The following is a 22,910-nucleotide window of genomic DNA, read 5'->3' on the forward strand; positions in this document are numbered from 1 at the left end:
GGCTGCGATCAGGCCCTTGTGCCGACATCGCGGAACGGGCCCGTCCGCGTCGCTCAGCGGCCCGTGTGGGACTCGATCAGGGCCTGGGTGACGCAGCGGACACTGCGGGCGATGTGCTGGAGCTGCATGAGCTCGGCGGCGTACAGCTTGATGGTGTGCTCGATGACCGACTCGGCCATGCCCAGCCGGGGCAGGTCGGCGCGCGCGGTCTGCAGGGCGGTGCGGGCCACCCGGATCTCCTGCTGGACCTGGATCTGGGCGTGACGGCCGAGCAGCACCGGCTGACGCAGCATGAGCGGGTAGCTCGCGTACCGGGCGGGCACCAGTTCCCGCAGCCACTTCGCGGCCGAACGCTCCCAGTCGTAGCTGCCGGGGGTCTTGACCTGGCACGGCCAGTCCGGGCTGATGCGCTGCGTCGTCGTCAGAGTCATGGTCATCGCTTCCGGGTGTGCGGCGTCGGGACGGGTGGTCCGACGGGTGTGGGGCGGCCCCGGTCCAGGGGATGACCGAGGCCGCCACGGGCGCTCGCGTGAGCGGCGCCCCGAGCACCCTGCGACGCCGACGTGGGTAGGGACGACGGCTTCGGGTGCCCGTACAGGAGCCCTGAGGGGCGGGTGCGGCCGTGAGCAGTATTTATATATACCGACGGGTTTGCAAGACGTATGAAAACATTCATGTGTGAAGTGCCCGCAATGATCCCTGTGCCCTTTTACGGAGGGGGAGGGGTGAGCGTGGAGGGTCGGCGGTTCGGCGGTGGCCGTTTACTCGCGTAGGAAGAACTGGTGCTGCTCGGCGATCTGCTCGTACTCCTCCAGCCGCGCCTGGGTGCGCTCCGGGCCCGCGTCGGTCATGGCCTGGAGCAGCGCGGCGGCCATCACCCCGGGGGCGGCGTAGGAGTCGAACACCAGCCGGGAGCCGGTGCCGCTGGCGAAGGTGACGTCGGCCTCGTCGGCCACCGGGCCGAGGGCCAGGTCGGTGATCAGCGCGACCTTCAGTCCGGCGCTGCGCGCGACCCGTACCGCCGTCAGCGTCTCCTGGGCGTGCCGGGGCATCGAGAAGGCCAGCACCCAGGTCCCGCCCGCTTCCCGGGACTGCAGCAGCGCGTCGTAGGCGACGCTGCCGCCCCGGGTCACCAGCCGGACGTCGGGATGGACCCGGCGTGCGGCGTAGGCGAAGTACTCGGCGAGCGAGGCCGAGATCCGCAGGCCCAGGATGGTCAGCGGCGTCGACTGCGACAGCGCCCGCCCGACCTCGATCACCCGGTCCGGGTCGGACAGGTCCCGCCGCAGGTTCTCCAGGTTCTCGATCTCCGCGTCGACCGCGGCCTGGAGCTCGTTGCTGCGGTTCGCCTCGTCCGCTGCGGGGCCGCCCGCCAGGGTGCCGAGCGCGATCGACTGGAGCTTCTCGCGCAACGCGGGGTAGCCGCTGAAGCCGACCGCGGCGGCGAACCGGGTCACCGAGGGCTGGCTGACCCCCACCCGGTCGGCCAGGTCGGTGATCGACAGGAACGCCGCCTCGGTGATGTGCTCGATCAGGTACTGGGCGATGCGTCGTTGTCCCGGGGACAGCTGGGGGCCGTCGAAGAGGGCCCGGAGCCGGGAGGTCGGGGACACCTCCGCTTCGGGATCCGTCTTGCCCGAGGTGATCGCTGATGCCTGTGCGCGTGCCTGTTGGGGCGATGGCACCGGTGCGCCTCCTTTGTCTCCCACGCAGCTCAACATAGCTCACGGAGCGTGCCGGACAGCGTGCCCGAGCCCCCGCCGCTCGCACACCCCACGGCCGTCACCGCTGGTAAATCGTGATCGAGTGGCCGACGTCGTCCACCTCGTGGCTGGACCGGATCAGCCGGGCGAGCCGCCTGCCGGCCCGGGCCGCCGCCGAGTCCGACACGGCCAGCACCCCGTGCACCGAGCGCAGCGGGGCGCGCCGGGGATCGGAGGCGCGGATGCCGTACCACGAGGGCACTCCGCTGCCCTTGTAGACGAGCCAGACCCGTTCGCCCGCGTACCGTCCGCGCAGCCGGCCCGCGAGCCGGCCGAGGTCCTGGCCCCAGTCCACGTTGGAGTCGTGCAGCCGCAGATGCGTCCGCGCCGGGCCGCCGAACGCCTCGTTGGAGTACGGCAGGTAGTAGGGGAACGCGCGCAGCGAGCTGACGGCGACGAACGCCACCAGCGCCCAGGTCGCCACCCGCCGCCACCGCCACCGCACCGCCAGGACGCAGCCGCCGGCCACCGCCAGGAACATCGGCAGGAACACCGCGTACCGGGTGCCGAGGTTCCGCGATCCGGTCATCGCCGAGGCCAGCAGGACCGCCGCGGGGACCAGGACGTACGGCGCCGCGGGCCGCAGCCGTCGTACCGCCACCAGGGCGGCGGCGCCCGCCGCCCACAGCGCGAGCATGCCGAGCGGGGTCTTCACCACCAGGGCGACCGGCAGGTAGTACCAGCGCGACCCGGAGTACACGTGCCCGAACAGGAACCCCGACCAGGACTGGTCCTCCAGCCCGAACTGCATCCGCATGCCGTCCCGGTACGCCTCCGGCAGGGGCAGCAGCCGCACCAGCAGCCCGCGCAGCCCGTGCACCACGGGGACGTGTGCCTGCCGGGGGTCCCAGCGCAGCCGGGGGTCCACCGCGAGATACGCCAGCCAGACGAGGGCCACGGCCGTCGACGCCACCGCGCCAGCCGCGGCCGCGGCCCGGCGCACCCGGAACGGCCCCACCGACCGGGCCGCCAGCGCCACGCACACCGGTACGGCGGGCAGGGCACTCATCCTCGTGGCGAGGGCGGCGCCGAGCGCGGCGCCGGCCAGCGGCAGGTACAGCAGGGCCCGCCCGGTGCTGCGGGCCCGCCACAGCAGCCAGGCCGAGGTCAGCAGGAAACCGGCCGCGGGCACGTCCAGCGTCGCCAGCGAGCCGTGCGCGATCACGTCGGGGGAGAAGGCGTACAGGGCGAGCGCGGCCAGGGCGGGGACGGGACCGGCGAGGTCACGGGCGAAGGCGAACACCACCAGCCCGAACAGGAGCGTCAGGGCGATCACGGGCAGCCGCGCCCACAGCATCAGCCGCCAGGGGTCGTTGCCCGACTCGTAGAGCAGATGCCGGCCCGCCGCGGTCTGGTCGCCGCTGAAGCGGGGGTCCACGTGCGGGTCGGCGAGGGCCACACCGGCCGCGACGACCAGCTTGCCGAGGGGCGGGTGCTCGGGGTTGTACCGGATCCGGTGCTCGTGCAGATAGTCGGCGGCCGCGGCCACGTAGACCGGCTCGTCGATGGTCGGCGTCTGCTGCACGGCCGTGGTCACCATCGCCGCGGCCGTCTGGGCGAGGAGGAGGCCCACGAACAGCGGCACCGGCCAGGGTCTGCGGCGGACCGGGGCAGTGCGGCGCGGGCGTACCGCCGTCGTGCCGGTGCCCGGTCGCCGGACCGGGTCCCCTCGCTGAGTGTGCTTCATCGTGTGCCCCGCGGTGTCGCCCGCGGGGCGACGGCGGGAGCGGTCCGCGGTGGCCACGGGGCCACTGTGCACCAGCTCCCGCCTCCGGGGGCGTTACCGCTTCAGGAGTCGTACCGACAGACCGTCCGCCGTGTACACGGGTACGGCGCGCAGCGTCGCGGAGTTCAGCTCCACGGTGTCGAACTGGCCGCGCAGCGCGCGGCCGTGGATGACCGGGACGACGTCCCCGGCGCGGGCGGGCTGCTTGTCGTCCAGGCGCAGCGACAGCACCGAGCCCTGGCCGAGGGTCACCCGCCCCGACACGGTGAGCGCGGCGCTGTGGTCGCGGCGCAGCGGCAGGTCCAGGGTCGCGCCCCTCGACTGCGTCCAGGTGCTGCGGACCCGCACCGGCTGCCCGGCGCGCAGCGTGCCGCCGGTGAGCCGGACGTCGCCCCGACCGAGCGCGTGCGCGTGGCCCACGACCAGCGTGCCCTCCTGGACGACCGTGCCGCCGCGGTAGCGGTTGTGGCCGGTCAGGGTGAGGGTGCCCGAGCCGCGCTTGGTCAGGGAGCCGTCGCCGCCGATGTCGTTGCGCCAGGCGTCGGCCGCGTGGAAGCCGCCCTTCGCCGCGTCCAGGGTGACCGTCACGTCGGTCTCGAAGGCGCCGTAGCCGTCGGCGGCGGCGAACAGGTTGAGGCGGCCCCACTGCTCGAAGCCGTCCAGCAGCACGTACCCCGAGGGCAGCGCGGTGGAGCGCAGCACGTTCCGGCGCTGCTCGGCGCTCAGGTACGGCTGGCGCGTCTCCAGCAGCACCTCGGCGCCCTTGGGTACGGTCAGCGGCTCCTCGCGGCCCTGGCGCTCCAGGATGTACGTCAGCCGCGGCTCGACGGCGCGCCGGTTGGCCTGCCGGTCGGCGTACGGGTCCGAGGCGTCCGCGTGCGCGTAGGCGAACAGCGTGTCGGCCGTCGTCCCGGTCTTCCCGGTGAAGTAGGCGAGGGCCTGGGCGCGGGCGGCGGCCTTCAGGTCGGCGTTGGCCGGGTCGGCGAGGGTGGCCGCGGCGAGCGCGGTGGCCATGATGCGGCCGCCCATGACGTCGACCGTGGAGTGCATGCCGGACATGATGCGGGTGTGGCTGAGCTCCAGTGCGCGGGTCACCAGCTCCTGGAACCGCTCGGGCACGGCGTACGCGTACGCCAGCGCCGCCAGGTGGAAGGCGTTGGTGTGGCCGCTCGGGAAACCGCCGTCGTCGACCGGCGAGGTGTTGCGCTGGCGCAGCAGCTGCGGCACGACGACGACCTGGGAGTCGTAGACCGGGTAGCCGAGCGCGTCGGTCCTCCCGGTGTCGACGACCTCGCTGTTCTCGTTCATGCGCCACGGCCGCGGGTACTGGAAGGCGTACTTGCCCTGGTTGCCGGAGGCGTACGGGCCGCGCACGGTGTCGACCAGCCTGGCGACCTGGCCGAGGTCGGAGGCGTACGAACCGGCGCCGAGCGCCGAGCCGGCGGGAGCGTCGGCGGGCACCGCGTCGCTGACCGTGGTCGCGGGCGTGGTGTCCGGGGCGCTGGTGATCGAGGTGACCGCCTTGGCGCCGGCCTTGTACAGGCCGGACAGGGGGCCGAGGCCCGCGATCATCGCGTAGCTCTGGTGCTGGCGGTCGTAGACGAACGCCTCCCGGCCCTGGGCGTCGGTGCGCGCGCGGGTGAGCGCGGCGCAGTAGCGCATGTTGGCGCGCAGGATCTCCGGCCGCAGCGGGGTGCCGGTGTTCCAGGCCGAACCGGTCTTCCACACCCGGGCGAAGCCGCCGAGGACCCGCACCACGGCGTTGGTCTCGGGCGTGAGGTTGGCCGGGACGTTCGTCTTGTAGTCGTCGACGAACGGCAGCGGGCTCGTGGCGGCCTTGGCGTCGGCCGCGCCCAGCCAGGAGACCAGCGTCGGCGCGGCGACCAGGGCCGCGGAGCCGCCGAAGGAGACCTTCAGGAAACGCCTTCTGTTCACGGCCGAGGTGGAGTTGAGCCCGGCGGGTGACGGCATGGGTGTGCCTCTCTTGAGTTCTTCGGCCCATGGGGCCAGAGGGAGAGATGTGATCACGTGCGGCTCGTGGGCCTGGTGACGACTCCTGAGCCGGACGACGCGTACGAGCGAAGATCTACGGCCGGGCTGTGTCGCTCCCGTGAGGGCCCGGCGACGGGTACATGTCACGCGGGTGAACGTGCAAGCGGTTTCTCACAGGAGCGCCCTCGCCAGTGCCACCGCGCCCAGGACCGGCGGCCCGGTCAGCGGTCGTGCGCGCGCTCCCGGTACGGCGGCCCGCAGCGCGGTGGTGAAGGCCTCGTAGAGAGCGGGCTGGTGCAGGATCGTGCCGCCCGCCACCACCACGTCGTCGACCGCGGCCCCGCGGGCGGCGAGCCGGGCGACGAGCGCGGCGAGCGCCCCGCCGCCCTCGGCGATCACGGCACGGGCGAGCGCGGAGCCGGCGTCGGCGGCCGCGAAGACCACGGGGGAGTGCCGGCCCCACTCGGCGGAGGCGCTCTGCGCGCCCTCCAGCGCCGCGCCGAGCGCGGGCACCTCGGGCACGCCGAACGCGGCGACGAGACCGGCCGCCAGGGCGTCCGGCTCCTCACCGCGGTCGTGGGCGGCCCATACGGCCCGGGCCGCCTCCCGGACGAGGCCGGCGGCGCCGCCCTCGTCGCCGAGGACCGCGCCCCAGCCACCCACCTGCACGGGGGTGCCGTCGGGCAGCAGGCCCACCGCGACCGAACCGGTGCCGGCCACCAGGCCGGCCCCCTTGGCCAGTCCCGCGGCGGGCACGAGCAGCTCGGCGTCGCCCACGACGTGCGCGGGAACGCCGAGCAGTTCCTGAACGGCGGCGCGGATCTGCGCGCACTGCCGGGGTGTCTCGCAGGCGTGCGCGCCCACGGCGAGCGCGGCGGGGCGCACGCCCTCAGGCAGCGACTCCTGGACGAGCCGGGCCAGCCAGCGGGCGGCGGCCGCGGTGTCGTGCGGCCGCCAGCCGCTGCTGGGGCCGACCCGGTCGGCCAAGACGTCGTCACCCGCCATCGCGCGGAGATGCGTCTTGGTACCGCCCACGTCGACACCGACCGCGACGGGACACGAAGGGGGAGAGTCCTGCACGGATCCTCTTTCGTCGTTGCATCGAGCTGCGACGGTGGGCGAACCGTGACCTGCGAAATTGCTGTTTCTGATGAACTAGGGAAGCCCCGGGACAGGCTTCTGGTGAGCACGGCAGGCGAGTACCGTGAAGTTCGTTAGGAAGTTAACTAACGAAGTACAGTGCGTCAAGAGAAGTCGCGGACTCGACTCCGGCGGACCCTTTCCGGGCCTTCGCGGGGCGGGTACGCGCGCCGTCGTCGCATCCTTTCGCCGCCGTCCGCCGAGCCGAGTTCGGGCGGGTGCGCGGCCCGGTACCCGTGGGGGAAACTGTGGAACACGACGTGGCGGAAGCCCCCCGCCTGACCGAGAGCGCCAGCGCGGTCTTCGCCGTGCTGGCCCAGGCGAGCAGGGCCACCCGCCCGCAGCTCGCCAGCCTGGCGGGGCTCTCCAAGCCGACCGTCTCCTCCGCCGTGGCGGAACTGGAGGGCGCCCGGCTCGCCGCGCACTCCGGCACCGCATCCAGCGGCACGGGCCGCTCCGCCGCCGTCTACCGGCTCGGCCCCGTCGCCGGCGCCGTCCTGGCCGTCGACCTCGGCCCCGCGCTCACCCGGGTCAGGGGCTGCGCCCTGGACGGCACCCTGCTCGCCGAGGCCACCGCCCCCCGCCAGGACGCCGCGGACGCCGTCCGGGAGGCACTCGCCGCCCTGCCCGCCGGGGCGCCGTTGCGCTCGATCGTGGTCGCCGTCGGTGACGTCACCGCACGGGACCTCCAGGGCAGCGGGATGCGCCCCGCCACCGCCAAGGCCGGCCCGGTCTTCGACGCGATGGCCGTGGCCCTTCCCCCGGGCGTCCCCGTGCACCTGGAGAACAACGTCAACTGCGCCGCGCTCGCCGAGCTGCACGAGGGCGCCGCCCGTGGCCGGCACACCTTCGGCTATCTGCGGATCGGCGTCGGTATCGGTCTCGGCATCGTCGTCGGCGGCCAGGTGCTGCGCGGCTCGAACGGCGCCGCCGGTGAGCTGGCCCGGCTCCCCTACCCCTGGGACGACGGCCGTGAGCCGCGCCGGGAGGCCCTGGAGGAGTACATCGGGGCCCGGTCGCTGCTGCGCCGCGCCAAGGAGGCCTGGGGGGAGCGGGACGGGCCGTGCCCGCGGACCACGGACCGGCTCTTCGCCCTCGCGGCCGGGGGCCGGGCCACGGCCCGTGCCGTCGTCGACCGCCATGCCGCCGACGTGGGCAGGCTCGCGGCCGCCGTGACCGCGGTGCTGGACCCCGGTCTGATCGTGCTGGGCGGCAGCACCGGCGCCGACCCCCAGGTGCTGCCCGGGGTGCGGGCCGAGCTGGCCCGGCTGAGCTGGCCCACCGAAGTCGTCAGCAGCACGGTCGGGGATCTCGGCACGGTCGTGGGCGCCGCCCGGCTCGCGGTCAGCCGAGGAGTCCAAACCGTGACCGAGGCCGCGGGGGGGAAGGATTGACGGCCTCCGACTCGATCTGCCAATGTCCGGACAAGCGCTTTCTAAGTCGGCCGGGACGCCGACTCGGGTTGAGCATCCTGCCCGTACGTGAAGTACGGCAGCCGCACGAGGGCGTGCTTGTGCGACGACGGCCCCCGGGGCCGGGGATCCCACCCCCCATGGCGACGCGGCCGGGCGAGGCCGCGCCCCCGGAAAGCGAAATTTCCTGCAAAATGCACCCGTGCCGCCTCGATCGGCGCCGTGCTCCGTCCCCTACGACGAAAAAGGGATCGAAGATGACCACTGTGGGTGTGCGGCGCTCCCGCCGACTCGGCCGCGGCGGCATACGCCGCCTGGTTCCCCTCGCTGCCGTGGCCTCGGCAGGTGCCCTCCTGCTGACCGCCTGCGGAGGCGGCTCCGAATCGGGCGGGAACGCCAAGTCGCTGACGTTCTGGATCTCCACGGTTCCGGGGCAGGACGCGGGCTGGAAGAAGCTGATCGCGCAGTACAAGAAGGACGAGGGTGTCGACGTCAAGCTCGTCAACATCCCCTACGACGGGTACACGACGAAGCTGAAGAACGCCGCGCAGGCGAACTCCCTGCCCGACGTGGCGGCCGTGCCGTCGCTGGACCCGATCTGGTCGAGCAAGCTGATCGACCTCAGCTCCATCGTCAAGACCAAGAGCAACAACATCAACCCGAACTTCCTCGCGAAGGACGCCTCCGGGAAGGTGCTGTCCATACCCTCGGACGTCACCGCGTCCGGCCTGTACATCAACGAGTCGCTGTTCAAGAAGGCCGGCGTCGCCTTCCCGGCCTCGCCCGACAAGACGTGGACCTGGACCGACTTCATCAAGGCGGCGAACACGGTCCGCGAGAAGACCGGCGTGAAGTACTCGCTGACGTTCGACAACTCGCCGTCCCGGCTCCGCGCCATGGTGTACGAGATGGGCGGGCAGTACGTCCACGCCGACTCCTCGGGCAAGTTCTCGGTGGACGCGGCGACCAAGAAGGCCGTGAACACCTTCGTCGGCTGGAACGACGACAAGACCATGCCGAAGTCGGTGTGGACCAGCGGCGCCGACCCGTCCGCGATGTTCCAGAGCGGTGACGTGGTCGCCTACTGGTCCGGCGTGTGGCAGGTCGCCGCCTTCGCCGACAGCATCAAGAAGTTCGACTGGGCGAGCGTCCCGACGCCGGCCCAGCCGGTGCAGGCCAGCGACGTCAACGCCGGCGGCATGATGGTGGGCTTCAACAACAACGGCGCCGCGGCCACCGCCGCGCAGAAGTTCCTGTCCTGGGTCTACGAGCCGGACCACTACCGCGAGCTGTGCGAGGCGTCCGGGTTCCTGCCCGTCGAGAGCGGTCTGAACCCGAAGTACCCCTTCACCTCGGAGGCGGCGCAGGCGGCGTTCAAGCTGTACAACGAGGAGATCCCGCTGTACGCCCCGATCTCGGGCTACTTCAACAACGCGCAGACGGACTGGGTGCTGAAGGGCAAGAGCCTCACCGAGGACCCGACCAAGACGGAGCTCGCCAAGGCGATCAACGGTCAGCAGTCGGCCGACAAGGCCCTGGAGAACATCGTGGCCGGCTACAACCAGCAGGTCGGCGGCTGATCGTGGGCCGCGGGGCCGGGCGGCGGGGTCGAGACACCGCCGCCCGGCCCCGGCCGTCCACCCGATGCCCGGCTCAGACCGAGAGCCCACCGCACGTCCATTCCACCAGCACGGAGTCAGGAAGATGACAAAACGCGCCTCGGACGCGTCCGCGAGCCCGCCCAGGAGACGCAGTAAGTACACGCTTGCGCCGCTCGTCCTCATCGCGGCCAATGTCGTGCTCTTCGCCCTGTTCTTCGTCTGGCCGGCGGTGATCGGGCTCGTCTACTCCTTCACGAACTACTCGGGTGTGGGGGCGTTCCAGTTCATCGGACTGGACAACTACCACAAGCTGTTCGGGGACTCCACGTTCTACGACGCGCTGTCGCGGACGGTGCTCTACGCGGTGCTCTTCGTCCCGCTGAACTTCGTGGTCTCGCTGCTCGCCGCCAACCTCGTGGTGAGCAAGCACGCCAAGGGCGGGTCGGTCGCCCGCGTCATCTTCTTCATCCCCTGGCTGCTGTCGCCCATCGTCGTGGGTGTCCTGTGGCGGTGGCTGTTCGGTGAGAACTTCGGACTGGTCAACTACGTCATCGAGAAGCTCGGCGGAAGCGCCGTCCCGTGGCAGTCGAACGCGGATCTCTCGCTGCTCGTGGTGGTGATGGCGGCGTCCTGGACCTGGACGGGTTTCACGATGCTGCTGTTCATCGCGGCGATCAAGAACGTACCGGTGTCGTACTACGAGGCGGCCTCGCTCGACGGCGCCGGACCCTGGCGCCAGTTCTTCAGCATCACGCTGCCGAGCATCGCGCCCACCTCGTTCATCGTCATCCTGCTCAACACGATCAACGCGATGAAGGAATACCCGGTGTTCGTCGCCCTCAACAACGGCGGACCCGGCACCTCGAACAACCTGCTCGTGCAGTACATCTACGAGACCGGCTTCAAACGGGGCCAGATCGGCTACGCGAGCGCCGCGTCGTTCGTGCTCATGATCATCCTGATGGCCGTCGCGATCATCCAGCTGATCGTCAACCGACGGGTGGAGAACCGATGACAACCACAGACATCCCCCGCCCGGTCGACAAGGGCCGACCCGTCTCCCAGAAGCGCCCCCGCGGGGCGACCACCGGTGGGCTCCGACAGGCGGTGTCGGCGACGACACTGCTGTGGATCATGGCGTGCCTGTACGGGTTTCCGTTGCTGTGGTTCGTCCTCAGCTCCTTCAAGCCGGCCAGCGACCTCTTCTCCTACCCGCTGACCCTGATTCCGCACAACCCCACCCTGTCGGGTTTCGAGGCGGCGTGGGACAGCGCCAACTTCTCGCAGTACTTCATCAACACGGCCCTCGTGTGCGTGATCACCACGATCCTCACGGTGGGCGTCAGCTGCTGCACAGGGTACGCGCTGGCCAAGTACGACAACCGGTGGCTCAAGGCGTTCTTCCTCTGCATCCTGGCCACCACGATGCTGCCGGGCGAGGTCATGCTCGCCCCCGAGTTCCTGGTGGTCCGCAACCTCGGCCTCTACAACTCCTTCGCCGGCATCATCCTCCCGGCCGTGCTCACCGCGACCGGCTGCTTCATGTTCCGCCAGTTCTTCCTGACGGTTCCCGACGAACTCGTCGAAGCCGCGCGCATCGACGGCGCCCGGGAACTGTCGATCTTCCTGCGGATCATGGTGCCGCTCTCCCGGCCCATCATGCTGACCCTGGCCATCCTGTCCTTCCAGTGGCGGTGGAACGACTACATCTGGCCGCTGCTGATGCTCAACGACCCCGACAAGTTCACGGTGCAGATCGGCATCCAGAGCATCGTCGGCGCGCAGAACATCAACTGGTCGGTCCTGCTCGGCGCCTCGGTGATCTCCATGATCCCGCTGATCGCCATCTTCCTGGTCTTCCAGCGCTACGTCATGGGCGCCGACATCAACGCAGGACTGAAGGACTGACCTTGCCCATCCCGCTCGACCACGAGTTCGTCCGCGCGGTCGCCCGCGCCGCCGACCGGTCGGCCGCACCCCTGGCGGCCGACCCGGCCGGGGAGCCCGCCGGCACGACCCACCGCGAACTGGCCCGGCGGGTGAAGACGCTGGTCGCGGCGTACCGTTCCCCCGAGTCGGTCCTGCACGGCAGCGAGCGGGCCGTCGACGCCGCCACGGTCCACCTGCGCGAACTGCGGGCCGCGCAGACCACCACCGGCCTCTTCGCCGGCGGCGACAACGTGCAGTCACCGCCGGACTCCGCGTTCACCGTCAACGACGTGTGCGACGCGCATGTCCTCGCCGCGGGCGCCGGGCCGCAGCTGCGGGACGTCACGGCGGCGCTCGCCGAGATCGCCGACGCCGCCACCGGCGCGCTCCTCACCGGTGGGGTGCACACCCCCAACCACCGCTGGGAGCTGTGCGCGGCGCTGGCCCGGCTGCACCGGTCGTTCCCCGACGACCGGCTGGCGGACCGGGTCGAGCAGTGGCTCGCCGAGGGCGTCGACATCGACGCGGACGGCCTGTACTCGGAACGCAGCGCCGTCTACGCGGCCCATGTGTCCAACCCCTCGCTGCTCCTGCTGGCCGGCGTGCTCGGCCGCGCCGACCTGCTGGACGCCGTCGAACGCAATCTCGCCGCCACGCTGGACCTCATCCGACCGGACGGCACGGTGGAGACCGTCCACTCGCGGCGCCAGGACCAGCACCACCCGTACCCGCTGGCGCCCTACCTGGCGCACTACCGGCTGCTCGCGATCCGCACCGGCCGGGGCGACTTCAGCCGGGCGGCGCGGCTCGCCGCCGCCGGGGGCATCGACGACCCCGGCCTGCTCGCCGAGACCCTCCTGACCCCGGACCTGTGCCGGGTCCTGCCGGCACCGACCGCCGAGACCCTCCCCCGCACCCGGTACCTGGCCACCGCGCGCCTCGCCGCACACGCCTCGGCCGCCGCGCACACGGTGGTGTACGGCGGCTCCGACGTGCCCGCGCACCGGCGCATCCGCTCCGGCCTCGCCTGCAACCCCACCTTCCTGCGTCTGTTCGCGGGCGACGCGGTCCTCGACGCGGTCCGTCTCTCCCGGGGCTTCTTCGACCTGGGCCCGTTCCGCGCCGCCGACATGCAGGCGTCCGCCGACGACCGGTACCTGCTCACCGAGACCCTCACGGCCGCCTACTACCAGCCGCTGCCGCCGGAGCGGCGACGGGACGACGGCGCCTACCGGATGGCGGACGAGGGACGCTTCTCGGCCGCGATGGCCTTCCCCGACCGGCCCCGCGACGACGTCTCGCACACGACCCGCGTCGATGTGGAGCTCCGGGAGGACGGTGCCGACCTGCGGATCGACCTCAGCGGACCACCGGTGCCCTGGGCCCTCGAACTGACCTTCCGGCCCGGTGGCGTGCCCGAGGGCGCGGTACCGCTCGGCGACGGGCGCTGGTGCCTGACCACCGGGCCGGTCACCTACCGGGCCGGTGACGACGAGATCCGGATCGAGGCCCACGTCGAGGCGGGCGACCCCCTCGCCGGGCCCGACCGGGGCGACGTCCTGCGCTACGACCCGGGTCAGGACCACACCGTCGTGGGCGGCACCGACGCCACGACCGGCGACCGCCTCTACCTCGGCGGACTCGGCCCGCACACGGTGACCGTCGCACTGCGCGCCCGCCGGCCGGCGCCGGCCGTGTGACCCGACGACTTCGACGACCCACGCCATGGCCGTCCCCGGCATGAAGGGCTGACCCCCGTGCACCTCCTCCACCAGCGTGCCCCGCTGCACGACCTCCCGGACACCCCGGAGGCGTACGACGCCGTCCTCGCCGACGTCGTCGAGCAGGCCCTGGCCCGGCTCACGCCGGAGGGCAACCTCGAACACCCCGACTGCGACGACGACATCGGCGACACCTCCCTCGGCATCACCGCGCTGCTGGCCCTCGCCTGGCAGCGGGGCAAGGACCCGCGGCTGCCGGAGGCGGTGCACCGCAGCCTCGCCTTCCATCTGCGCGAGCGGGTGTACCGGGAGGACAACCCCGGCTACCCCAACCGCACGGTCCGCGACTCGGGACTGCCCTACGCCCGCTACGTCCTCGCGCCGGGCGCCCACCCCATCGGCGACTGGCCCAGCACGGTGTGGGCCCTGCTCCAGGCCGTCACCCTCCTCGACACGGCGGACGGCCTCGTGCCCGACGACCAGCGCGCCGAGCTGCTGGAGGTGGCGCGGGGCTACTGGAGCTGGCTGACCGAGGCCACCTTCTTCAACCCGCAGGAGGCCGGGAACCAGGCCATCGGCTGTGTGGTGGGCGGTCTGATGCTGGCCCGGCATCTCGCACCCGAGGAGGGCGAGCGGGTCCGCGCGCGGGCCCTCGCGCTGTACGACGGGAAGATCCGCGCCCACCGGGTCGCCGACCGGGGCGCCCTGCTGCCCCCCGAGCACGGCGGCGCCTACGACAACAACTACGGCCCGATCTCCCTCTCCTTCCTCGCCCAGGCCCACCGGATCAGCGGCGAGGACGTCTTCGCCGAGGACGGCGAGGCCCTCGCCCGCTACCTCGACGCCCGGCTGACCAACGGCGGCTTCGACAACGGCGGCCCCCGCTACAGCGAGCAGCACTCCGCCTTCGAGTCCGTGCTCGGCCTGCGCTACTTCGGCGCCCGCATCGGCTCCGACCTGGGCCGCTACCGGGGCGACAGCCGCTGGGCCCGGCACGCCGTCAAGCCGGACGGCGGGGTCGACGGACACTTCGCGTGGATGCTGGTCTGGCAGATCCAGGACACCACCCCCTGGCACCGGGAGCCGTCCACCGGGACCGCACGGCACCAGCTGCGGGCCGGCACCGTCTCCGTCGCCTTCGACGACCGGATGACCCCGGCCGTGATCGAGGCGGCGGGCACCTACCTCCTGCCGGCCGCGGTCGACCGCCAGCACGGCTTCGGCCCCGTCACCGACGGCTTCCTGCTGTGCCGGCCCATGGGCGAGGTCCGCGTCCGCGACGTCCGCGCCGACGGACTGACCGCCAAGCTGGTCACCAAGCCGGTCGTCGGCCGCGACCACGTCCTGCGCCATGTGCGGTCCCTGTACGTCACCGACGGCAGCACCCTGTGGACGACGGTCGCCGTGGAACGCCTCGACGGCAGCCCCTATCTGCTGGCCGGCCTGCCGTACGCCGAGGACGACGGCGACCGGGTCCGCCGTACGGCCCACGCGCCCGTCTCCTCGGCGGGCACCCTGCGCCTGACCCACCCCGAGGCGACGGGCGCCGACCACTTCGACACCCGTGCCGCGCTGACGCAGGAGCAGGCCGCCTTCGCCCTGGCGGAGGACCCGCGCGGCTACGGCAACCCGGACCAGGGCTGGGCCCATCTGGTGCGCTCCAGCGCCCTGGAGGCCGGTCCGATCGCCGACGCCCCCGACGACCTGCACGTCTTCGCGGTGCGCTACGGCACCGAGGAGCCGTCGGGCGTCCGCGCGGCCTGGACGCCGGACGGACTGACCGTGACCACGGACGCCTTCACCGCCGTACTCGGACCCGACGACGCGCACGCCGAGCCGCAGCTGACCCTGCGCGCCGCCGTCGGCAGCTGACCGCGTCCCGCCCCGCAGGGGGTACGCCGAAGCTAACCCGGGCCACCGACATCGGCCCCGACCAGCAGATCGGCGCGGTCCCGGGTGGCCGCCACCAGTGCGGCGTTGAGCTGGTCGCTGCGCGTCACCCACGCCACCGCCTCTTGATGGCCCTTGCCGAACTCCTCGTGCCGCGCGATCAGCCGGCGCACGCGCTCCTCCTCGTCCGCCTCGACGAACCACACCTCGTCCAGCTCGCCCCTCACCCGCGCCCACGGGCCCGTGCCGAGGAGGAGGTAGTTCCCCTCGGTGACGACCAGACGGGCCGCCGGCTCCACCGGGATCGCTCCCGCGATCGGCTGCTCCAGCACCCGCTCGAACCCCGGCGCGTACACCAGGTCGCCGGAGTCCTCCCGCAGCCGCCGCAGCAGCGCCGCGTACCCGGCGGCGTCGAAGGTGTCCGGCGCGCCCTTGCGGTCCCGGCGGCCCAGCCGCTCCAGCTCCGCGTCGGCGAGGTGGAAGCCGTCCATCGGGACGTGCGCCGCCCATCGGCCGCCGTCGGCGTTCAGGTCCCGCACCAGGCGCTCGGCGAGGGTCGTCTTGCCGGCGCCGGGGCTGCCGGTGATCCCGAGGAGCGCGCGCGGCCGGCCGGGCCCGGCGAGGGAACGGGCCCGCCGCAGCAGATCGTCGAAAGTGAGCACACAGCAGAGTGTCGCAGTCTCCTGGGAGGAGACCCATGGAGACCGACAGGGAGGGAAGGAGGGCGACCGTGTCCGACGACGAGACGCAGATCCGCACCCTGATCACCCGCTGGGCCGACGCCGTCCACCGCGGGGACCTCGACACGGTCCTCGCGGGCCACGCCGAGGACCTCGTCATGTACGACGTGCCGGCACCGCACGAGGGCATCCGCGGCCTGGCCGCCTACCGGGCCTGCTGGCCCCCGTTCTTCGCCTGGCAGGCCCAGGGCGCCCGCTTCGACATCGACACCCTCGACGTCACCGCCGGGCGCGACGTCGCCTACGCCCACGCCCTGCTGCGCTGCGGGACACCGCGGGAACTCGCCGAGAGCCCCACCCTGCGGCTGCGCCTCACCTTCGGCCTGCGCAAGGAGCACGGTCGCTGGCTGATCGCGCACGAGCACCACTCCTTCCCCCACGACTGACGTCATACCGGCGCCGATCCCGGGGAACCGGACCCTGTATGACGACGACGCTCGGCCTCCCCGAAACCATCCAGGCCTGCCTCTTCGACCTCGACGGGGTCGTCACCCGGACGGCGGTGGTGCACGCGGCCGCCTGGAAGGAGACCTTCGACGCCTTCCTGCACGCGCGCGTGGGCGACGGATTCCGCCCGTTCGACGCGGACGACTACGACGAGTACGTGGACGGCCGCCCCCGCGCGGACGGGGTGCGCACCTTCCTCGCCTCCCGGGACATCCACCTCCCGGAGGGCCGGCCCGACGACCCGCCCGACGCGGCCACCGTCCACGGCCTCGGCAACCGCAAGAACGAGATCCTCCTGGCGAGGATCCGCACCGACGGCGTCCAGCCCTACGACGGCACCCTCCACTTCATCGAGGCCGTCCGCGCGCGGGGACTGCGCACGGCGATCGTCTCCTCCAGCGCCAACACCCGGGACGTGCTGCGCTCGATCGGCGCCGAGCACCTCTTCGACGTACGGATCGACGGGGTCGTGGCGGCCGAACGGGGACTGCCCGGCAAGCCGCGCCCCGACACCTTCCTCGCCGCCGCCCGCGACCTCGGCGTCCCGCCGGCCCGGGCGGCCGTCTTCGAGGACGCGCTGGCCGGGATGGACGCCGGACGGGCCGGGAACTTCGGGTACGTCGTGGGCGTTGACCGCGTCGGACAGACCGACGCGCTGTACGCGCACGGCGCCGACGTCGTCGTCAAGGACCTCGCCGAGCTGGGAGGGCAGGCGTGATCACCCACCGTTCGTACACCGTGGAACCGTGGTGCGTACGCGAGACGGCGCTCGGACTCGACGTCCTCGCCCAGAGCGAGTCGGTCTTCGCCCTGTCCAACGGCCACGTCGGCTGGCGCGGCAACCTCGACGAGGGCGAACCGCACGGCCTGCCCGGCTCCTACCTCAACGGCGTCCACGAACTGCACCCCCTGCCCTACGCCGAGGCGGGCTACGGCTACCCGGAGTCCGGGCAGACCGTCATCAACGTCACCAACGGCAAGGTCCTGCGGCTCCTCGTCGACGACGAGCCCTTCGACCTGCGCTACGGCCGCCTCGTCGCCCACGAGCGCGTGCTGGACCTGCGGCGCGGCGTCCTGGAGCGCAGCTGCGAGTGGACCTCCCCGGCCGGCACCACGGTCCGGGTGCGCTCGACCCGGCTGGTCTCCCTCGCCCAGCGGGCCGTCGCCGCCGTCGCCTACGAGGTGGAGGCCGTCGGCGGCCGCTCCCGGGTGGTGATCCAGTCCGAACTGGTCGCCAACGAGAGCCTGCCCGACCCCGACGGCGACCCGCGCGCCGCCCGCGCCCTGAAGTCCCCGCTGGAACCCGAGGAGGACGTCGCCGTCGGCAACCGGCTGCGCCTGGTGCACCGGACGAAACGCAGCGGACTGCGGGTGGCCGTCGCCGCCGACCACACCGTCACCGGCCCCGGCCGGACCACGACGAGCAGCGAGAGCAATACGGACGTGGCCCGGCTGACCGTCACCTCCGTGCTGGAACCGGGCCAGACGCTGCGGGTGGAGAAGATCGTCGCGCACGGCTGGTCCGGAGCCCGCTCCCGGCCCGCGATGAGCGACCAGGTCGAGGCCGCGCTCGCCGCCGCCGGGCACAGCGGCTGGCAGGGCCTCCTCGACGAACAGCGCGCCTGCCTCGACGACTTCTGGGCCCGCGCCGACGTCGAGGTCGACGGCGACGAGGAGATCCAGCAGGCGGTCCGCTTCGCCCTCTTCCACGTGTTCCAGGCGGGCGCCCGCGCCGAGCAGCGCGCCATCCCCGCCAAGGGACTGACCGGCTCCGGCTACGACGGACACGCCTTCTGGGACACCGAGACCTTCGTGCTGCCCCTGCTCACCTACACCGCCCCCGACGCGGTCGCCGAGGCACTGCGCTGGCGGCAGAACACCCTGCCCGCCGCCCGCGAACGCGCCGCCCAACTGGGCCTGGGCGGCGCCGCCTTCCCCTGGCGGACCATCGAGGGCTCCGAGGGCTCCGCCTACTGGCCGGCCGGCACCGCCGCCTTCCATGTCAACGCCGACATCGCCGACGCCGTCGTCCGGTACGTGGAAGCCACCGGCGACCTGGACTTCGAAGCGGCAACGGGCGTCGAACTGCTGGTGGAGACCGCCCGCCTGTGGCGCTCCCTCGGCCACCACGACACCCACGGCACCTTCCACATAGACGGTGTCACCGGCCCCGACGAGTACAGCGCGGTCGCCGACGACAACACGTACACCAACCTGATGGCCCGCGCGAACCTCCTCGCGGCCGCCGACGCCGTGGAACGCCATCCGGAGGCCGCGGCCCGGCTCGGCGTGGACGACGAGGAGAGCGCCGCCTGGCGGGACGCGGCCGAGGCGGTGCACCTCCCGTACAACCACGAACTCGGCGTGCACGAACAGCACGCCGGCTTCACCCGCTACCAGCGCTGGGACTTCGCCGGCACCCGACCCGACCAGTACCCGCTGCTGCTGCACTTCCCGTACTTCGACCTCTACCGCAAGCAGGTCGTCAAACAGGCCGACCTGGTCCTCGCGATGTACACCTGCGACGGCTGCTTCGACGACGAACAGCTCGCCCGCAACTTCGCCTACTACGAGCCCCTCACCGTCCGTGACTCCTCGCTGTCCGCCTGCTGCCAGGCCGTGATCGCCGCCCAGGCCGGCCATCTGCGCCTCGCCTACGCCTACACCGCCGAGGCCGCGCTCATGGACCTGGCCGACCTGGAGGAGAACACCCGCGACGGGCTGCACATGGCCTCCCTCGCCGGCACCTGGACCGCCCTGGTGGCCGGCTTCGGCGGACTGCGCCGCGACGGCACCGGCCTGCGCTTCGCGCCCCGGCTGCCCGAGCGGTTCAGCCGGCTCTCGTTCAGCGTCCAGCTCCGCGGCAGCCGGCTGCGGGTGGAGATCGGGCCCGACAAGGCGACGTACACCCTGCTCTCCGGCGGCCCCCTGACGATCCGCCACCACGGCGAGCCCCTCACGGTGAACGGCGACGGCCCCGTGGTGCGCCCGCTGCCGCCCGCGCCGGTCCGCACGGCGCCCGCCCAGCCGCCGCACCGGTCACCGAAGAGCCGTTGAGCCGTACACGGGTTTCCCGGCCGCCTCGGGCAGGTAGGTAGTCGGGTGTCGGCGACCGGGCGGGCGAGGGGGAGTGGCATGACGGCGGACCGTGGGCACGAGGGCCGGCCGGCCCCGGAGTTCTTCACACCGGGCAATTCGTCCTTCACGCAGTTCCTGGCGGCACACCGCCCCGGACTGCTTCCCACCCGTCCGCCGTTCCCCGACGGCGTCCGCGCCGCCCCCGACGCCTTCCCGCACGGCACCACGGTCCTCGCCCTCGCCTACCGCGACGGCGTCCTGATCGCGGGCGACCGCCGCGCCACGATGGGCCACCTCATCGCCCAGCGCGACCTGGAGAAGGTGCACCCGGCGGACGACCACACCGCCGTCGCCTTCGCCGGCACCGTCGGCCTCGCCCTGGACATGGTGAAGCTCTACCAGGTCGAGCTGACCCACTTCGAGAAGGTCGAGGGCATCCCGATGACCCTCGGCGCCAAGGCGCGCCGGCTCGCCACGATGATCCGGCAGAACCTCGGCCAGGCCATGCAGGGCCTCGCCGTCGTCCCCCTCCTCGCGGGCTACGACTTCGCCGCGCCCGAGGGCGCCAGGGGCCGTATCTTCAGCTTCGACGTGGCCGGCGGCCTCTACGAGAAGGCCCCCTTCCACGCCGAGGGCTCCGGCTCCCCCTACGCCCGGGGCGCCCTGAAGAAGCTGTTCCGCCCGGACATGTCCCGCCGTCAGGCGGCCCTCACCGCGCTCCAGGCCCTCTACGACGCGGCCGACGACGACTCCGCCACCGGCGGCCCCGACATCGGCCGCCGGATCTTCCCGATCGTCTCCGTCATCACGGAGGAAGGCTTCGCCCGCTTGCCTCAGGCGGAGACGGAGGAGCTGACCCGGGAGATGGTGGAACACCGCGGCAGGAGGCCGGACGGCCCCCACGCCATCCCGTGAGCACCCCTCAGGCCCGCACCACCCACTCCTTGCGCCAGCGCACGAGCTGCTGTTCGGGATCCCCGGTGTAACACCACGGCGTACGCGTCGCCCGCCGCCCCAGCATCCGGAGCAACGGGGCCGCCACATCCGCCACGTCCGCCCAGCAGGCCGCGTGCGCCAGGTAGTGGAAATCCCGCAGCTCACCGGGTGCCACGACCGAGTCGGGCCGGCCGGTGATCCACCGCTCCCAGGTACGCCGTACGTCGCTCACCGCCCCGTCGTTGTCCCAGTGCTGGGCGAGTCCCACCCGGGCGGGCCGCCCCTGGGTGGTGTCGGCGGCGTACCGGTACTCCTCGACCCGGGCGTACTGCACCAGGACCGGCAGCGGGCATCCCGGCGGGGCCACCCCCGCCGCGTCACGCGCGAAGTCGTACATCAGGCCGTGCGAGCCGTGCCAGCGGGCGGAGTAGTAGTGCAGCACCTGGAGGTGGCCCTCCATGCTGTACGGGTCGCGCCGGTGCAACTCGTCCCACCAGCGGGCGAGTTCCTGCCGGCGCACCCCGGCCGGATAGAGCCGGGCCACCGAGATCAGCGAGACCCAGGGCGTGGGGTCCGCCGGGTACGCCTCGGCCGCCGACAGGCACGCCAGCACCGCCGCGTCGATCCGCTGCTGGTCGATCGCCACGCCCCGGCCCGCGGAGATGGCCAGGTTGAACGCCCTGGCGGTCTCGGTGGCCGCCCGCAGCACGAGCGCGTCCGCGCTCTGCGGTTCGGCGGCCAGCCAGGTCTCCACGGTCGAACTGCCCGCGCAGCCCTGCGCCAGCAGCCGTACCCGGTGGCCCCGGGCGAGCCAGTCCGGGCCGGTCGCGCCCAGCAGTTCGCGCAGGCCCTGCCAGCGGCCGATCACGATGTCATGGCGTGCGGAGGAGAGAGACACGTCCCCGCAGTCGGGGTCGAACTCGGGAGTGAAGCGGTCACGCGCCATCGCTCGGGTTCCCCTCAGAAGTCGGTGGGGAGACCCTCGTAGGCGGTGGAGGGCGCGGCCGCGTGGCCGTCGGGCGCGTAGTCGGCCTCGACGGTCCGCGAGGCGTCCAGCCGGGCCGGACGGTAGTAGTCGCTGCCCTTGCGCCAGTACCAGAACATCGGCACCAGCCCGACGGCGAGCCCGCCGATGCCGATGGCGATCGCCGCGGGCTCCAGTTCGCCGAGCGACTCCACGAAGACCCAGAACATGAACACCGCGCCGAACAGCGGCCACAGCCCGCCGAGCAGGAAGTCCGAGGGGGACCGCAGCAGGGTCTTGCGGTAGGCCACGACCGCGGCGAGCCCGGCGAGGCCGTAGTAGATGGCGATCTGCAGACCGATCGCCGAGATCGCGTCGGCGAGGATGTCGCCCACCGAACCCAGCGCGTTGGAGGCCACGAACATCGCCAGCGCCACCCCGCCGACCACCGCGATCGCGATCCACGGTGTGTTCCAGGTGCGGTGCACCCGGCCCAGCGCCGAGGGCATCGTACGGTCGCGGCCCATCGCGAACAGCGAGCGCGTGACCTGGATGAGCGTCGTCTCCAGGGTGGCGATCGTGGACAGCATCACCGCGACGATCAGCAGCTTGCCGCCCCAGCCGGGGATCAGTTCCTCACCGAGCGCGGCGAGCACGTTGGCGCCGTTGTCGTCGATCTGCCGGGCGCTGAGGACGACGTTCACCGCGATGGTGAACACCTCGAAGAGCAGGAACACGATGCCGACGCCGATCAGGCCCGCGAGTCCGGTCGTGCGGCGGCTGTTGCGGGTCTCCTCGCTGAGGTTGCTGGTGACGTCCCAGCCCCAGTAGTAGAACGCCGCGACCAGCGCGCCCGAGGCGAAGCCGGACACCCCGTCGAAGTGGCTGAAGCCGAGCCAGGACCAGTCGAAGGCCAGCGCGTTGCCCTGGGTGTGGAAGCAGGCGAGCAGCGCGAACAGCGCGAGGATCGCCAGCTCCACACCCGACATGATCAGCTGGGCGCGCACGGTGAGCCGGGCCCCGCCCAGCACCACCGCCAGCATCACCACGAACCAGGCCGCGCCCACCACCGTCGACAGCGCGGTGTCGTCGGCGAGGCCCTCGTCGAAGAGGGCGAGGGTCATCGAGCCGGCCGGCAGCGAGCCCGCCACCATGAAGATCGTCGCCGAGACGACCAGCGCCCAGCCGCTGAGGAAGCCCAGGAAAGGGTGGAGGCTCCGGCCCACCCAGGAGTAGCTGGCTCCCGCGTTCACGTCGATACGGCTGAGCCGGCTGAACGCGAGCGCGATGCCCAGCATCGGTATCGCGCAGTACAGCAGCGCCGCCGGGCCGGCCAGGCCCACCGCGCCGACGAGGACCGCCGTCGTGGCGGCGATGGAGTACGCCGGGGCACTGCCCGCGACCGCCATCACCACCGTGTCGAAGGTGCCGAGGACGTTCGCCTGCAGCCCTCTTCCGGTGCTGTTGCTCATGCTCGCGCTGCTTTCCGTCGTGCACATGGGGATGTGGGTCGAGCGCCGCCGGGCACCGAAGGGTCGGCCTCGGAAAACGTCGGCGGGGGAAAGCCACGG

The 22,910-nt window shown here is 72.6% G+C and carries 18 protein-coding genes; 10 read left to right on the top strand and 8 right to left on the bottom strand.

Going from position 1 to position 22,910, the window contains the following annotated elements; translation table 11 throughout:
• Positions 1–53 precede the first annotated feature (53 nt).
• The 5 genes from AQJ58_RS27375 to AQJ58_RS27395 form a co-directional block, all read right to left on the bottom strand.
• Positions 54–437, bottom strand: coding sequence for a hypothetical protein (locus tag AQJ58_RS27375; protein WP_199844689.1), 384 nt, complete (start codon positions 435–437; stop codon positions 54–56).
• 324 nt (positions 438–761) lie between these two features.
• Positions 762–1,685, bottom strand: a complete 924-nt coding sequence (locus tag AQJ58_RS27380) for a MurR/RpiR family transcriptional regulator (protein ID WP_067254844.1) — start codon at positions 1,683–1,685, stop codon at positions 762–764.
• Positions 1,686–1,782: 97 nt separating this feature from the next.
• Positions 1,783–3,450 (bottom strand): phospholipid carrier-dependent glycosyltransferase, encoded by a 1,668-nt coding sequence (locus AQJ58_RS27385; RefSeq protein ID WP_067255171.1) that lies wholly within the window; start codon positions 3,448–3,450, stop codon positions 1,783–1,785.
• Positions 3,451–3,543: 93 nt separating this feature from the next.
• Positions 3,544–5,460 carry a phosphatase PAP2 family protein gene (locus tag AQJ58_RS27390; RefSeq protein ID WP_067254847.1) on the bottom strand — a complete coding sequence of 639 codons (1,917 nt, stop codon included), beginning with the start codon at positions 5,458–5,460 and terminating at the stop codon, positions 3,544–3,546.
• 192 nt (positions 5,461–5,652) lie between these two features.
• On the bottom strand, positions 5,653–6,486 hold the full coding sequence (locus AQJ58_RS27395; protein ID WP_420712188.1) for a BadF/BadG/BcrA/BcrD ATPase family protein: 834 nt from the start codon (positions 6,484–6,486) through the stop codon (positions 5,653–5,655).
• A gap of 395 nt (positions 6,487–6,881) precedes the next feature.
• Here AQJ58_RS27395 and AQJ58_RS27400 point away from each other — a divergent pair, with 395 nt between their 5' ends.
• From AQJ58_RS27400 to AQJ58_RS27425, 6 genes are all read left to right on the top strand, one after another.
• On the top strand, positions 6,882–8,015 hold the full coding sequence (locus AQJ58_RS27400) for an ROK family protein (RefSeq protein WP_234360313.1): 1,134 nt from the start codon (positions 6,882–6,884) through the stop codon (positions 8,013–8,015).
• A gap of 275 nt (positions 8,016–8,290) precedes the next feature.
• Complete coding sequence (locus AQJ58_RS27405) at positions 8,291–9,613, top strand: ABC transporter substrate-binding protein (protein ID WP_067254855.1); 1,323 nt, start codon at positions 8,291–8,293, stop codon at positions 9,611–9,613.
• A gap of 124 nt (positions 9,614–9,737) precedes the next feature.
• Positions 9,738–10,649, top strand: coding sequence for a carbohydrate ABC transporter permease (locus AQJ58_RS27410; protein ID WP_067254858.1), 912 nt, complete (start codon positions 9,738–9,740; stop codon positions 10,647–10,649).
• Complete coding sequence (locus tag AQJ58_RS27415) at positions 10,646–11,542, top strand: carbohydrate ABC transporter permease (RefSeq protein WP_067254860.1); 897 nt, start codon at positions 10,646–10,648, stop codon at positions 11,540–11,542. Before AQJ58_RS27410 ends, AQJ58_RS27415 begins: the two co-directional genes overlap by 4 nt.
• A gap of 2 nt (positions 11,543–11,544) precedes the next feature.
• Positions 11,545–13,263, top strand: a complete 1,719-nt coding sequence (locus AQJ58_RS27420; protein WP_067254863.1) for a hypothetical protein — start codon at positions 11,545–11,547, stop codon at positions 13,261–13,263.
• Between the two features lie 57 nt (positions 13,264–13,320).
• Positions 13,321–15,156: a hypothetical protein gene (locus tag AQJ58_RS27425; RefSeq protein WP_067254866.1), complete on the top strand. Its 1,836-nt coding sequence runs from the start codon at positions 13,321–13,323 to the stop codon at positions 15,154–15,156.
• A gap of 32 nt (positions 15,157–15,188) precedes the next feature.
• On the opposite strand, the gene AQJ58_RS27430 is transcribed toward AQJ58_RS27425, so the two are convergent.
• On the bottom strand, positions 15,189–15,836 hold the full coding sequence (locus AQJ58_RS27430) for a nucleoside/nucleotide kinase family protein (protein WP_067254869.1): 648 nt from the start codon (positions 15,834–15,836) through the stop codon (positions 15,189–15,191).
• A 35-nt stretch (positions 15,837–15,871) separates the two neighbouring features.
• Between AQJ58_RS27430 and AQJ58_RS27435 the strand changes: the two genes are divergently transcribed.
• The 4 genes from AQJ58_RS27435 (at position 15,872) to prcB (ending at position 20,354) form a co-directional block, all read left to right on the top strand.
• On the top strand, positions 15,872–16,300 hold the full coding sequence (locus tag AQJ58_RS27435) for a YybH family protein (protein WP_420712187.1): 429 nt from the start codon (positions 15,872–15,874) through the stop codon (positions 16,298–16,300).
• Between the two features lie 38 nt (positions 16,301–16,338).
• Entirely contained in the window at positions 16,339–17,079 is a 741-nt protein-coding gene (locus AQJ58_RS27440) for an HAD family hydrolase (RefSeq protein ID WP_067254871.1), read from the top strand.
• On the top strand, positions 17,076–19,418 hold the full coding sequence (locus tag AQJ58_RS27445) for a glycoside hydrolase family 65 protein (RefSeq protein WP_067254874.1): 2,343 nt from the start codon (positions 17,076–17,078) through the stop codon (positions 19,416–19,418). Before AQJ58_RS27440 ends, AQJ58_RS27445 begins: the two co-directional genes overlap by 4 nt.
• A gap of 78 nt (positions 19,419–19,496) precedes the next feature.
• On the top strand, positions 19,497–20,354 hold the full coding sequence (gene prcB / locus AQJ58_RS27450) for a proteasome subunit beta (protein ID WP_067254876.1): 858 nt from the start codon (positions 19,497–19,499) through the stop codon (positions 20,352–20,354).
• Positions 20,355–20,361: 7 nt separating this feature from the next.
• On the opposite strand, the gene AQJ58_RS27455 is transcribed toward prcB, so the two are convergent.
• Both AQJ58_RS27455 and AQJ58_RS27460 read right to left on the bottom strand, forming a co-directional pair.
• On the bottom strand, positions 20,362–21,321 hold the full coding sequence (locus AQJ58_RS27455) for a hypothetical protein (RefSeq protein WP_067254879.1): 960 nt from the start codon (positions 21,319–21,321) through the stop codon (positions 20,362–20,364).
• Between the two features lie 14 nt (positions 21,322–21,335).
• The gene (locus AQJ58_RS27460; RefSeq protein WP_067254882.1) at positions 21,336–22,811 is read right to left on the bottom strand and encodes an APC family permease; all 1,476 of its coding nucleotides are present in this window, start codon (positions 22,809–22,811) and stop codon (positions 21,336–21,338) included.
• Between the last annotated feature and the right edge of the window lie 99 nt (positions 22,812–22,910).

The organism is Streptomyces sp. DSM 15324 (assembly GCF_001514285.1).
In the GTDB taxonomy this organism is placed as follows: Bacteria; Actinomycetota; Actinomycetes; order Streptomycetales; family Streptomycetaceae; genus Streptomyces.